Consider the following 14233-nt stretch of genomic DNA (forward strand, 5'->3'; position numbering starts at 1 on the left):
TCGAGACTAATTGAAATGGAAGGTGCGAAGACTCCTATGGGAAATGCGGGAAACTTGAGACCCCTAAAGGCTTGCTTGAGGAGGCTCAAGTCACGCCCCATGGAAAGCGAAGTACCTGGAATGGAAAATCAACATTCTTTTTTAACAGAGCCAAAATTAAAAATGAATAGGAACCATTTACAAATGGACTATTCCTATTCATTATTTATTCAGTTGAAATAATATGTGCTTAATAAACTCTCTAGAAGAAATAGACAATCCGTTTTCAAGAGAATAAATAGCCCATATTTCTTGATGTATGTAGCTTGTTTCATCAGTATAAGTAATCGGTATGACCTTTAGATCATCATTACGAAATGTCGGATAGTTTTTTACTGTAAACTCATGAATAAATGAAAATGCATCACTTTCCTTCACAACATTTAATAGTAGTCTAGGATTATTTGTCGTCAAGATTACATGATTAGTTATACATTTCGAGAATTTTTTTACGATATTGTTTTTAGTATTTTTTAATATTACTATTTTCTCATGATTTAAATCTTCTGGCGTTACATATTCATAATTGTATAATTTGGATTTTTTTCCTACTACAATCCCAATTCTTGCTTTATCGATTAACTTTTTACCTAATTTAGGATATTTATCTAATTCTTCTTTCTCGATCGGTAGGAAGCCAACATCATAACGATCAGGATGGAAGCCTTTTAATAACTGTTCTTGAATCATTTCATCAACATCAATTGAGATTTGAGGATTTTCTATATTAAAGTTTGTAACCGCCTCTTGAAATATATCAAAAAACGCTGTTGCCGCAACTATTTTTAATTGTTTTTCTTTCTTACTATTTAAGTTGCATAGTTCCTCATTTAATTGCTTAATATTCGATAATATATTTATTGCCTTTGTTATAACAATATTTCCTTCAGGGGTAGGTGTAGTTCCTATTCTTGAACGATTAAATATTGTTATATTTAATTCTCTTTCTAGTTGTGAGATAGATTGACTTATGGCTGATGTAGAGATATATAACTTTTCGGCAGCTTTAGATATTGACTTTTCATTCGCTACATAAACAAGATATTCTAATTGTTCGAAATTCATAGTAATCTCCTAATTATAAAAAATTCTAATACATGAAATAACCAAAGAATAATAACACTTATAAATCGTGGTTAGTTAAAATCTAGTAACTTCATTCATTATTGAGGAGCTAATAACATTATGCTGTGGATGTGGTCTGAAGGAACGTTTAACAATAAGAAAACATTTTAATGATACACCTTTTTGATTGGAAAATCTTGTAAAAGGTCAAATTTATATTATTAAAATAATTCCTAATTTTTTAATTATATTATTTTGTTATTGAAAAGAAAGAAGCTAAAACGCAATGAAGCGGTTTTTCTCTCAAAGAACATTATATTAATAAAAAAAAATATATATATAAATATCATAATATAATACTATGAGTTTTTGAAACCTTAAATTTATTATTTAATTTAGAATTTATTAAAAATAATCTTATGTTTAAGGAATGCTTAACTTTAATTTCAAAAATATTAAATTTATTTAATCAATTCAAATATGTACAATACAAATGTTGCTATAAAAAATTTGCAATTTGGAGGTGGCGGTTTATGTTAGCAAAATTAATTCCTAATCATCCAAGAAATAATAATAATACTGTTATTTTTGTTGAAAATTCACTTTTCGTGGCTGGTATTCGTACGATATTAGAATTTAATAAAATAAATGCTATAAAATTTAATTTAGAAGATAATAGTTCTTTTCAGGAAGTAAGCAATTCAATTCTTATAACACAAGTTTCAGGAGGAGAAATGGTAAAGCATGCAAGAAATATTATGTTACATGATGATTCTTCTAAAATAATTACCATTAAAAACTCTTTAGACTTTTATGAAATAGATCGTTTATTGAATGTAGGTGTAAAAGGTATTTGTTTAACGGATGTTGATGAAGCATATCTAGTAAATACTGTTAAGCAAGTACAAAGTGGGCAATTCATGGTAGATAATCGTTTTACAAATGAATTAATAAAAGAATACAAGTATCTTAAAGATAACTCAATCCATTTTATGCCACCTAATGATTCACATATAAAAGAGTTACTTACCAATAGAGAATACGAAATATTACACCTATTAGTTAAGGGATATTCTAATATACAAATAGGTAAAGAATTGTTTATATCAAATAAAACGGTTAAAAATCACGTTGCTAACATCTTAATGAAATTAGATGTTCCAGACCGTTTAAATGCAGTAATTAAAGTAATAAAAAATAATTGGATTTCAATAAAACAAGAAGTCAATTAAAGCAAAATAGCACTCTATTTACACGTATACAATTGATTACGTAGTAAATAGAGTGCTTTATTTTTGAGTTTAATTCATTCAGTATTAATTGTTGCGGATTCTTCTAATTTCTTTAAAAAGTACATGCGTTGCCTTCTAAGCAGGAGGAAGAAATTAAAATTTATATAGAAAGAGTAGTATCTGTTAATAGTTTAAAGACTGACCGAGTCATCAGTTTAACACCAGTTTTTATAGCATCTTCATCAACCATAAATTTTGGATGATGCCATCCATATATTATATCTTTTTCCTTATTTCTTGAGCCTAACCATACATAACAACCAGGAACTTTTTGTTGATAAAATGAAAAATCTTCTCCACCCATTGTTGCTTCTGCCGCCACAACTTTGTCTATTCCGACTGTTGAGATTGCTGCATCTCGTACGATTGATGTCACTTTTGAATGATTAAATACTGCGGGGAGTAATACTTGGTAATCGATTTCTACTTCTCCGCCAAGTGAATGAACAAGATTTTGAACTAGAGTTTGGAAGCTTTCTTGAATTTGCTTTCGAACTGTTTCGCTTGAAGTTCGAACTGTGCCTTTTAAAACGGCAAATTCAGGGATTACATTATGTGTATTTCCAGCTTGGAAAGAGCCTACAGTAATGACTGCAGATTCTCTTGGTGAAATTGTTCTGCTAACTAGTGTTTGTAGAAGATTAACAACCGCACTGCCTATTACAATCGGATCAATTGCTTTTTCAGGAAGTGCAGCGTGACCTCCTTTACCTTTAATCTTAACTGTAAAATCATCTACACTTGCCATTAGGAAGCCTTCTTTCAAACCAATTGTACCAACTGGAAGATCAGGCATATTGTGAAGTCCGATAATTGCTTTTACATCATTAAGTAATCCCTCAGCAATCATTGCCTCAGCACCACCTTCGGATTCCTCTGCGGGTTGAAAAATTAATCGAACTGTACCGGGAAGTAAGTGTTTTAATTCCTGTAAAATGAATCCAACTCCTAATGCAATAGTCGTATGAACATCATGTCCACACATATGAGAGATTCCATTAACAACTGAGCGAAATGGTAAATCAGACTCCTCTTGAATTGGAAGTGCGTCAATATCAGCTCGTAGTGCAACAATCGGTCCATCACTGCCACTTATTTCGGCCGAAGTTCCTGTTTGACTAATTAAAGGTAGTTTTTTAATGCTAGCTTTGTCTAACTCTTGATTTATAAAGTTAGTTGTTTTAAATTCTTGGTTACTTAATTCAGGATGCATATGCAAGTGTCTACGTATTTCTAACAGTCTTGAAAAATATTTATCTGCTAATTCGTCTATTTGTGCTTCTAAATGATCCATCTAGGATTCTCCTTTTGAACTGTATTTTTTGTTTTTTTATGTAATGAATTGTATAATTATTCTTTTATTCATACAATACATTTCTACTAGTTAGTAATTATATAAAGTGTTTTTAACTGTTTTAGTACTGTAGTAATTGGGTATTTGGAAGATAGGATTTAAAAAAACAAAAAAATATTCCTTTGTATGAGTGGGGTGGGATGAGTAATAATACATTATGGATAACTAACTTCTCGATATGAGTTGAAAATAAATTTTCATTCTTTTCTTTTACAAAATTGAAATTCTGTTTTAAGGTATTATTAATAAAAATATAAAGGAGTGAAAGAGTTGGGTTATGCAGTTGGATTAATGTCGGGAACATCTTTGGATGGAATTGATGCGGCTTTAGTAGAGATAAATGGTTGTGGAGCTGAAACTGAGGTTAAACTGATTGATTTTATGACAATTCCTCTTGAGGATGGGTTATTAAAAGAGATTCGAGACGCTATTACACTTGTTTCATCTAATGCTCAGCATTTATGTAGTTTAAATTTTAAACTTGGTTATGCTTTTGCGGATGCAGTCAAGAAGATCTGTAGTAAAAATCAATTTTCATTAAATCAACTTGAATTTATTGGGTCGCATGGTCAAACAATTTATCACCAGCCTGAAGCTGAAGGGAATTTTATACAGTCTACATTGCAGTTAGGAGAGCCAGCAGTTATTGCTTATGAAACGAAAACGAAGGTTGTTTCTAATTTTCGCGTGATGGATATGGCAGCTGGTGGATATGGAGCACCTTTAGTTCCTCATTCAGAGTTATTGCTTTATAAGAGCAAAACTAAGACACGCTTACTACAAAATATTGGTGGAATCGGTAATGTAACGATCGTCCCAAGGAATGCCACGATAGATGATTTGGTAGCTTTTGATACAGGACCAGGCAATATGATTATTGATGAAATTTGTAAGCGTTATTTTGAAGTTCCATATGATGCAAATGGTGATTTGGCTGCTCAAGGTATTGTAAATGAGAGGTTACTAAAAAGATGCATGAGTATTCCTTATATATTAGCACCAATACCTAAAACAACAGGAAGAGAGTTATTTGGTACACAGTTTGTTGATGAATTATTAGTAGAGTTTAGTGAGGTTTCACCAATTGATTTCATTACGACTATGACGATGTTTACCGCAAAATCGATTGCCGAAAATTATAAAAAGTTTATTTTGCCGAATCATCCAATTGATGAAGTAATTGTAGGTGGTGGAGGTAGTCATAATAAAACGCTACTACACATGCTTCAAGAATTATTAGGTGAGGATTCAAAAGTATTAGTACAAGAAGACATTGGTTTTTCTTCAGACGCAAAAGAGGCAATTGCCTTTGCGATTTTAGCAAATGAAACAGTAAATGGATTACCAAGTAATGTACCTGGAGCAACGAAGGCAAATCGAGTAGTTGTTTTAGGGAATATTACACCTAAACCTTACTAGGAGGAAGAATCGTGAAAAAATTAGGAGTTTCAATTTATCCAGAACACTCAACTGTTGAAAAGGACAAAGCTTATATTAAATTGGCACATCAATATGGTTTTAAACGAATCTTTACTTGTTTACTATCCGTAAACGGTGACAAGGAACAGATTATAAAAGAGTTCGAAGAAATAATTGATTATGCAAATAGTTTAGAGATGGAAGTAATTGTTGATATTGCTCCTAGAGTATTTGGTACTTTAAATATTTCGTATAATGATCTATCGTTTTTTGCTGACTTAGGAGCTTATGGTATTAGACTTGATATGGGATTTACCGGAAATGAAGAGTCTATTATGACTTATAATCCGTATGGGTTAAAAATCGAAATTAATATGAGTAATGCTACTAAATATTTAGAGAACATTTTAGCTTATAAGCCTAATCAATCAAATTTAATCGGTTCTCATAATTTTTATCCACATCGTTACGCAGGTTTAAGCTATTCACATTTTGTAAAATGTAGTGAAGAGTTTAAAAAGCATGGTATTCGTACTGCAGCGTTTATTAATTCACAAGCCGCAACATATGGTCCATGGCCAGTATCAGAAGGTCTTTGTTCTTTAGAAATGCACCGTAATTTATCAGTTGTAACTCAAGCAAAGCATTTATTTTACTCAGATTTAATTGATGATGTCATTATTGCAAATGCATACGCATCTGAAGAAGAGTTCAAACAGCTTGCTGATCTGAACAATAATGGCAAAGATTTATTTACTTTAGCGATTGATTTACATGATTCAATTACAGATTTAGAGAAAAAAATCGTTTTAGATGAGTTTCATTTTTATCGAGGTGACGTATCTGATTACTTAATTCGCTCAACGCAATCTCGCGTTAAATACAGAGATGAAGAATTTAAACCAACTTATACGCCTCATATTCGTAGAGGAGATATTTTAATTGAAAATGAATTATATGGTCAGTATAAAGGTGAATTACAAATAGCACTTCAGGATATGGAAAATTCAGGGAAAACAAACGTAGTTGGACGCATTGTAGAGGAAGAAATTTTCTTACTAGATTTCTTACATCCTTGGAGTAAGTTTCAGTTTAAAGAGAACTAATTTATAGGTTTTTCAAAAAGATGTAAAATTTTTTTTTACATCTTTTTGAAATTTTATTTCACTTTTTTCCGGAAAATATTGAAATTTATTTTTGATAGGAATATAATAGGTTCATAGAAAACGTTTACAGTTTTTTGAATCTTTTATTTTATCAAACTTGAATTAGGAGGATAAGAGTATGAAAGTATTATTCGTATGTGCAGGCGGAATGTCTAGTGCGATTGTAGTAAATGCTTTAAAAAAAGAGGGAGAAAAGAACGGATTAACTCTAGATGTTTTAGCGGTAGGAACTCAAGAGTTTGCAGAGGAAGTTAAGAACGGTTGGGATGTAGCGATGGTTGCACCACAAGTAAGACACCGTTTTGATGGTTTTAAAGCTTCATCTGATGAGGCAAATGTACCTTGTGCTGTAATTCCACCTCAGGCGTATAGTCCACTTGGAGGGCCAACATTATTAAAATTAGTTCAAGAACTAGTTAAATAGTTTAATAAACAAAGGAGAAAACAAATGGATAAGTTTATTGCATTTTTGGAAAACAATTTATCAACACCAATGGCAAAGCTTTCTGAACAAAAGCATTTAAGAGCGATTCGTGATGGTGTAGTCTCAGCATTGCCATTTATCATTTTTGGAAGCTTATTCTTAATTATTGCTTTTCCACCAGTTCCAGCAGATTCTGCAATTGGACTATGGGCAGCGAAACACATAGCGGATATTTTAATTCCGTATCGATTGACAATGTTCATAATGACCCTTTATATCACCTTTGGGATCGGATATAGCTTATCCCAAAGCTATAAATTAGATCCGCTTTCTGGTGCATTATTAGCTGGCTCCGCGTTCTTATTTACAACTGGAGTTCAAATGATTGATAAAGTTGGATTTGTATTACCAATGACTAATATGGGTGGTCACGGGCTTTTCGTTGGTATGATTACTTCTATTTTTGCAGTTGAAGTATTACGTTTTTGTAAAACTAAAAACATTACAATTAAAATGCCTGAATCTGTTCCAAGTTCTGTAGCACGTTCTTTTGAAGCACTTATTCCTGTAACATTTGTTTTAACAGTAATGACTTTAATTACAGTTGTATTTAAAGTTGATACGCATTCGCTTGTAGACAAAGCTGTAGCTCCGCTAATTAGTGCGGGTGATTCATTACCGGGTGTCTTAGTACCTGTATTTTTAATTACATTTTTCTGGGCTTTTGGTATCCATGGGGTATCAGTAGTAGGTGCAGTTGCACGTCCTGTTTGGGAAGTTTATCTAGCTAATAACTCTGCAGCAGTTGCAGCTGGAAAAGTTGGAAGCCAATTACCACATATTGCTCCTGAAACTTTCTTCCAGTGGTTTATATGGATTGGTGGCTCTGGTGCAACATTAGGTTTAGTAATTGCGATGTTAATTGCAGGTAAATCTAGCTACTCAAAGGCTCTTGGAAGAACAGCTATTATCCCAAGTATTTTTAACATTAATGAGCCAGTGATTTTCGGTATGCCGATTGTATTAAATCCTGTATTAATTATTCCTTTTATGATCGTTCCAATAATTGGTGCAACAATTTCTTACCTAGCAACAGCAGCTGGATTTGTAAATCCAACATACGTAATGGTTCCGTGGACTTTACCTGCTCCAATAGGTGCATATTTATCAACAGGTGGAGATTGGAGAGCGATTATTTTAGTAGTAATCAATATGGCAATATCGGTTGTGATCTACTTACCATTCTTTAAAATGTACGATAAAAAATTGGTAGCGCAAGAATCTAGTATCGAAATCGATAATGACGTAAAAGTATCTATATAAATTCATAGTAAAGGGAGTTTGGGATAATAGATTCCAGCTTCCTTTATTTATTATAAAATTAGCAAGAAAGGAAGCTTAACATGAACACTACGAAGAATCTCCACTTTTTTAGTTATAAAGGTGCTTTTGTATTTTTTGCATTTATTCTTGCGTTTAATCTTATCTTTAATCCTGTCATACTCCTAATTGGAATGAGTAAAGATCTTGCAGTATTTATTACGAATAGCATAGGTCTAAGTGTAGGACTTACAAGCGTGATTGTATTTATTGAAGGTAAGTTTAAGAATAAGAAACAAGCTTCGATCTTATTTTTTTCATTATTCGTTTTCTGCACTGTGACTTGTTATATTGTTGTATTCAATTCATAAGAAAAAAATATGAAATGAAGGTGTATACTAGATGGATAAAAAATGTGGAATTAAAATTGTAACAATAGGCGGAGGCTCAAGTTATACGCCAGAATTAGTTGAAGGTTTTATTAAAAGATATACTGAACTACCTGTAAGTGAGCTATGGTTAGTTGATATAGAAGCAGGTAAAGAAAAACTAGAAATTGTCGGTAATCTAGCTAAACGAATGGTAAAAGAAGCAGGAGTTCCAATGGAAATTCATTTAACTCTTGATCGCAAATTTGCCTTAAAGGATGCTGATTTTGTTACGACTCAAATGCGTGTTGGACTACTAGAAGCGCGCATTAAAGATGAACGAATACCTTTACAATTCGGTATGATTGGTCAAGAAACGAATGGTGCAGGTGGACTATTCAAAGGTTTAAGAACAATTCCCGTATTACTTGAAATTGCTGAAGAAATGCAACAACTTTGTCCAGATGCTTGGTTGATTAATTTCACAAATCCTGCTGGAATGGTTACAGAGGCTTTACTTCGTTATAGCAATCATAAGAAGGTAATCGGTGTTTGTAATGTGCCGATAAATATGACAATGACGATTGCTAAACTATTGGAAGTAGACACTAGTCGTGTTCATATTGATTTTGCTGGATTAAACCATATGGTTTATGGACTTCATGTTTATGTTGATGGAAGAGAAGTAACTGAGCATGTTTTAGAATTATTAGCAAATCCCGAAATACAAATGACAATGAAAAATATCGCACCACTCCCGTGGCAAAAGGAATTTCTTATGTCGTTAGGAGTTCTTCCTTGTCCATACCATCGTTACTATTACAAAACTAAACATATATTAAATGAAGAATTAGAGTCTTTCAAAACAGGTACTACTCGTGCAGAGGTTGTGAAGAAGCTGGAAGATGATTTATTTGAATTGTATAAAGATGAGAATTTAGCAATTAAACCGCCTCAGCTTGAAAAACGTGGTGGAGCATATTACAGTGATGCCGCATGTAGTCTAATTACTTCTATCTATAACGATAAAAAAGATATCCAAGTATTAAATGTTCAAAACAATGGTTCAATACAAGGGATTCCAAGTGAATCGGCAGTAGAAGTTAATTGTATTGTCACAAAGCAAGGACCAATTCCAATTTCAGTTGGTGAATTACCACCTCAAATAAATGGGTTAGTTCAGCAAATAAAATCATTTGAACGAGTTGGGGCCGAAGCAGCAGTTACTGGATCTTATGAAAAAGCATTATTGGCATTAACGATTAATCCTTTAGTTCCGAGTGATGAAGCTGCTAAGGAGGTATTGGATGCACTACTAGAAGCTCATAAAGAGTACTTACCGTTATTTTTTAAAGACGAGTTGGCAGTTAGATAAAGATTAAATTCAATAAACAAAAAAAGGGGATCATGAAGATGAATACGACTAACGAACAAGAAATTTTTGAAATTATTTCACATGGTGGAAATGCAAGATCACTAGCTTACGAGGCATTAGAGGCTGCGGAAAAAAATGATTTTGAAATGGCAGATCGCTTAATTGAAGAGTCTCACAAAGAAATTGGCCATGCTCATAAAACACAAACGACTTTAATTCAAGCGGAATTAAATGGTCAGCCTTGTGAAAAGTCTTTATTAATGATTCATGCTCAAGATCATTTAATGACAGCGATGAGCGAGCAAAAGTTAATCGAGCATATCATTCGTTTGCATAAAAAATTAGCTGAAAAATAATAGCTACATATATTAATAGAATAGACATTGATGGTAGGGGGCGCTTAAGTGAAATATATTATAAGTCTTGATGGTGGAGGTACTAAATCAGAGGCCGTTGCTTATAATTTAGAAGGTGAAATAATTAGTCAAGGCTTTTCTGGTTTTAGTAATTTACTAGTCAATGAAAAAGATGGCATTAATCACATGATCGAAGCAATTGAAAATTGCTTGAGCCCTTTATCAAAAGAGAATTGCCTATTCTTATTTTTAGGAATAGCTGGAATAGGTGGAGTAAGAGATCGAGGACCTTTAGAAAAAGCATTGAATGATGCTTTTCATATTCCTTTTAAAATTGTAAACGACGCACAAATTGCTCATGCGGCTTTGCTTAATGGACAAAGCGGTGTATTAACAATTGCTGGTACGGGTTCAATTTGTATTGGAGTGCATAAAGAACGTACTGTTACGGCAGGCGGATGGGGACATCTACTTGGGGATGAAGGAAGCGGATATTGGATCTGCATGGAAATCTTTAAAAAGATTACACAGCAATTCGATGAGGGGATACCGCTCAGTTATTTATCCTTGAAAATGCTAGAAAGACTACAGTTAAAAGAAGCTGATGGACTTAAAAAGTATATTTATCACAATACAAAAGCTGAGATTGCTTCACATGTCCCATTTATAGTTGAATTGGCAAATATGGGTGATTTAATGGCTTTAACGGTTCTAGAAAGGGCTGGTCAACTTCTTGGAAAAACGACAATCCAAGCGATTAAAAAGTTAGATCTTAAAGAAGAGCCTCGAGTTGCAATAAAAGGAAGTGTTCTCCAAAGAATACCAGTCGTTCAAAAAACGTTTATTCAAACAATTCGTGAGCACTATCCAATAGTAGAATTTTATACTGAAGATGTTTCCTCGACGTATGGAGGATATCTTCTAGCAAAGAACGAAGTAAACTAATTAAATGCAGGAAGTACAAAGGGAAATCTTTACGTAATCCTGCCTTTAAGATTGAGGTGCAAATATGTTAGAAAACTTAACGACCGAAATTAGAAACGAGCGCACGAGTGACTTAGATCAGTTAAGTGTTGATGAGTTTTTAAAAATAATGAATGAAGAGGACCAAAAAGTAGCTCTAGCAGTAAGAGAACAAATTCCGATGATTTCAAAGGTGGTTCAGCAAGTTGTTGAAGCATTTCAAAACGGAGGACGTTTAATCTATGCAGGTGCTGGTACAAGCGGACGAATTGGACTATTAGATGCAGTTGAATGCCCACCTACATTTGGAACGAAACCAAATGAAGTGGTTGGATTAATCGCAGGTGGTGAAAGAGCATTTATTAAAGCTGTTGAAGGTGCAGAAGATAGCGAAGAGTTAGGTAAGGAAGACTTAGTTCAGATTTCACTTACAAAAAATGATATCGTAATAGGAATTGCTGCATCTGGTAGAACGCCTTATGTAATTGGTGCATTAAAGTATGCGAATGAGATTGGAGCAAAAACCGTCGCAATAGCATGCAATAAAGGTTCGAAAATTGGAGAGGTCGCATTCAGCAAAATAGAAGTAGATAATGGTCCAGAAGTGTTAACTGGTTCTACTCGCTTAAAAGCTGGAACATCGCAAAAGTTAATTTGTAACATGATTTCGACAGCTTCAATGATTGGAATCGGAAAAGTATATAAAAATCTTATGGTAGACCTTCAATTGACGAATATTAAACTAGTTGATCGAGCGAAAAGAATAATTGTTGAAGCAACAGGCTGTGATTATGAAACAGCAAGTAATTATCTAACAAAAGCAAATAATCATACGAAAGTAGCAATTGTCATGATTTTAACTGGCATGAATTATGATGAAGCAATTACTAGTTTGAATCAAGCTAGTGGGTTTATTAGCAAGGTAGTAAAGAATTAATTACGAGCGGCAACTAGTCATTTTTACACTAGTCTGTCGCTTTTCTATTTCAATCCAAAATATGATTCAGATTTTCTATTTTTTACTTTATAATTTGGTAGTATACATTTGACGAAAACGATCAAAAAAGCAAAAGTTTTCAATGGAATTTTTCATTATTCTTAATTTTATTTAAATACAAAGAGAGTTGAGTAGATTAAATGAATGCATTAAATGGCGGTCTAATCATGTTAAATGAAATGCTATATAAACTTCCACCATCTGAGAGAAGAGCAGCTAAATATATCATCGAAAATCCAGAAAAATCAATTCAATATACAGTTTTTGAACTTGCGGAAAAAAGTCAAACAAGTAATTCTGCCATTATTAGATTATGTCGTTCATTAGGGCTAAAAGGATTTCAAGAACTTAAGCTCCGAATTGCTGGTGATATAATCAATACGACAGAGGCAGGGTCGAGAGATATTAATTTAGGAGAGTCAACGGGCTCCATCATTAAAAAGATGATGAATAACAATATTCAGGCCATCAAAGATACTAGTGATATTATTAATGTTAGTGATTTAGAGGAAGCTGTACAAGCATTAATTAAAGCTAGAAATATTTATTTCTTTGGTGTAGGTGGATCAATGGTAGTTGCCTTAGATGCTCAACAAAAGTTCTTACGTATTAAGAAATACACATCTGCATTTACTGATTTGCATTTATTAGCTGTACAAATTGCTAACCATGAGGAGAATGATGTACTAGTTGGAATTTCATTTTCAGGAGAAACGTTAGAGGTTCAAAAGGCACTTCAAATTGCGAAGGAAAATAGTGTGAGCACAATTAGTATTACGGGCTTTGGTTCTAATTCTGTATCGAACTTGGCAGACATTAAATTATTCAATTCTCCAAATAGGGAAGCGACATTCCGTAGCGGAGCAACATCTTCTAGAATGGCTCAACTTCATGTTATCGATATATTATTTATGGCTGTTGCAACACAAGGATACGATCAAACTATTCAATATATTGATCAAACAAGAACGGCTATTTCTTCATTAAAAAAATAAAGTTATTGGATTATTCGTAAAACAGGAAAAGGTTAATTACTTTAAAGAAATATCTATCTATTTGTATCTTCTTTTTATTTGGGATATAATACGTTAAACCATTTTCTTTACCGAGATCCATGTTAGATTGTACCCTTATTCAATTTTGAATAAGGGTTTTTTATTTTATAAGAAAAAAAATAGTCGGATTCTATTTAGAATCCGACTATTTTTCACATTAAGAAAATATAAATTGGCAGCGGAGAATTGAAAACGACATAGATACTAACATTAGTTATTATGTATTAGTTCAAATACGCCTCTGGCTTCGCCTAAAAGCTCGCTATCCAATCGGCAAGTTTTCTATGTGTTAATTACGCTTTTTTAACGTTAGTTGCTTGTGGTCCGCGTTGTCCTTGTTCAACTTCGAACGTAACTGCTTGACCTTCATCTAATGATTTGAAACCATCAGTTTGAATAGCTGAAAAGTGAACGAATACATCGTCACCATTTTCACGCTCGATGAATCCAAAACCTTTTTCTGCATTAAACCATTTTACTTTACCATGTTCCATTTTGTTACCTCCTCGTGTGTCTTACACACATTGTAATAATTTAATTCTAACAATATTGTTAATGATAAGCAAATTACTCTCCAAAAAAGATTTTGGCCTAACTTAAATGGCACTTCTAATGGACATAAGAATGAGTACCAAAAAAATTTTTTTTTGGTTAATTCCGCTCGGAAACATTGGTATATCAACGTTTTTTTAACCTGGACAATTTGTGTCCATAGGGTGGGGAAAGTCCCTGGAGAAATAGTGAAACGGACGTGTTATAGTGGGCTTAGGAGGTGTTTCTAATGCAAATTTTAATCTGTAAAGAATGCGAAGAAACCATTGAGTACGCGGAATATAAAAAAGTTGTAAAAATCTATTCTACTTGCGAAACTTGCAAAAACGAAGCTGCTAATTCAACTGCTGAATAATATATATACTAAAAAATACACCAATTTTCGTAGTTCTAAAAAACTTAATTGGTTAAAAAAAATCCATAATTTTGAAAATGCAAAAAGGATCTTTTTTGAAGATCCTTTTAGTTTGTAGACAAAGTCCCAAAAA

Annotated in this window: 15 protein-coding genes; 12 read left to right on the plus strand and 3 right to left on the minus strand. The window is 32.9% G+C overall.

The features are described 5' to 3' along the window. Window positions 1-201: 201 nt before the first annotated feature. Window positions 202-1104 (minus strand): LysR family transcriptional regulator, encoded by a 903-nt coding sequence (locus COC46_RS14325; protein WP_098810388.1) that lies wholly within the window; start codon window positions 1102-1104, stop codon window positions 202-204. Window positions 1105-1637: 533 nt separating this feature from the next. Between COC46_RS14325 and COC46_RS14330 the strand changes: the two genes are divergently transcribed. Continuing rightward, window positions 1638-2336: a response regulator transcription factor gene (locus tag COC46_RS14330; RefSeq protein WP_176545159.1), complete on the plus strand. Its 699-nt coding sequence runs from the start codon at window positions 1638-1640 to the stop codon at window positions 2334-2336. A 160-nt stretch (window positions 2337-2496) separates the two neighbouring features. On the opposite strand, the gene COC46_RS14335 is transcribed toward COC46_RS14330, so the two are convergent. Further along, window positions 2497-3690: a M20 metallopeptidase family protein gene (locus tag COC46_RS14335; protein WP_098810390.1), complete on the minus strand. Its 1194-nt coding sequence runs from the start codon at window positions 3688-3690 to the stop codon at window positions 2497-2499. Window positions 3691-4020: 330 nt separating this feature from the next. Here COC46_RS14335 and anmK point away from each other — a divergent pair, with 330 nt between their 5' ends. From anmK to COC46_RS14385, 10 genes are all read left to right on the plus strand, one after another. Beyond that, window positions 4021-5169, plus strand: a complete 1149-nt coding sequence (gene anmK / locus COC46_RS14340) for an anhydro-N-acetylmuramic acid kinase AnmK (protein ID WP_098810391.1) — start codon at window positions 4021-4023, stop codon at window positions 5167-5169. An 11-nt stretch (window positions 5170-5180) separates the two neighbouring features. Next, window positions 5181-6275 (plus strand): DUF871 domain-containing protein, encoded by a 1095-nt coding sequence (locus tag COC46_RS14345; RefSeq protein ID WP_098810392.1) that lies wholly within the window; start codon window positions 5181-5183, stop codon window positions 6273-6275. A gap of 178 nt (window positions 6276-6453) precedes the next feature. Further along, window positions 6454-6759, plus strand: a complete 306-nt coding sequence (locus COC46_RS14350; protein ID WP_098810393.1) for a PTS sugar transporter subunit IIB — start codon at window positions 6454-6456, stop codon at window positions 6757-6759. A 24-nt stretch (window positions 6760-6783) separates the two neighbouring features. Then, complete coding sequence (locus COC46_RS14355) at window positions 6784-8082, plus strand: PTS sugar transporter subunit IIC (protein WP_098810394.1); 1299 nt, start codon at window positions 6784-6786, stop codon at window positions 8080-8082. Window positions 8083-8162: 80 nt separating this feature from the next. Next, complete coding sequence (locus COC46_RS14360) at window positions 8163-8450, plus strand: hypothetical protein (protein ID WP_098810395.1); 288 nt, start codon at window positions 8163-8165, stop codon at window positions 8448-8450. Window positions 8451-8481: 31 nt separating this feature from the next. Beyond that, on the plus strand, window positions 8482-9822 hold the full coding sequence (locus COC46_RS14365; RefSeq protein ID WP_098810396.1) for a 6-phospho-beta-glucosidase: 1341 nt from the start codon (window positions 8482-8484) through the stop codon (window positions 9820-9822). Window positions 9823-9860: 38 nt separating this feature from the next. Beyond that, window positions 9861-10178, plus strand: a complete 318-nt coding sequence (locus tag COC46_RS14370; RefSeq protein ID WP_098810397.1) for a PTS lactose/cellobiose transporter subunit IIA — start codon at window positions 9861-9863, stop codon at window positions 10176-10178. A gap of 48 nt (window positions 10179-10226) precedes the next feature. After that, window positions 10227-11123 (plus strand): BadF/BadG/BcrA/BcrD ATPase family protein, encoded by an 897-nt coding sequence (locus COC46_RS14375; protein ID WP_098810398.1) that lies wholly within the window; start codon window positions 10227-10229, stop codon window positions 11121-11123. A gap of 64 nt (window positions 11124-11187) precedes the next feature. Next, on the plus strand, window positions 11188-12078 hold the full coding sequence (murQ, locus tag COC46_RS14380; RefSeq protein WP_098810399.1) for an N-acetylmuramic acid 6-phosphate etherase: 891 nt from the start codon (window positions 11188-11190) through the stop codon (window positions 12076-12078). Between the two features lie 200 nt (window positions 12079-12278). Then, window positions 12279-13133 carry a MurR/RpiR family transcriptional regulator gene (locus COC46_RS14385; RefSeq protein ID WP_098810400.1) on the plus strand — a complete coding sequence of 285 codons (855 nt, stop codon included), beginning with the start codon at window positions 12279-12281 and terminating at the stop codon, window positions 13131-13133. Between the two features lie 353 nt (window positions 13134-13486). On the opposite strand, the gene COC46_RS14390 is transcribed toward COC46_RS14385, so the two are convergent. Then, the gene (locus COC46_RS14390; protein ID WP_069032402.1) at window positions 13487-13687 is read right to left on the minus strand and encodes a cold-shock protein; all 201 of its coding nucleotides are present in this window, start codon (window positions 13685-13687) and stop codon (window positions 13487-13489) included. Window positions 13688-13974: 287 nt separating this feature from the next. Between COC46_RS14390 and COC46_RS14395 the strand changes: the two genes are divergently transcribed. Continuing rightward, entirely contained in the window at window positions 13975-14100 is a 126-nt protein-coding gene (locus COC46_RS14395; protein WP_098810401.1) for a GapA-binding peptide SR1P, read from the plus strand. The last annotated feature ends 133 nt before the right edge of the window (window positions 14101-14233 follow it).

It is taken from the genome of Bacillus sp. AFS041924, from assembly GCF_002577195.1.
Taxonomy (GTDB): Bacteria; Bacillota; Bacilli; order Bacillales; family Bacillaceae_G; genus Gottfriedia.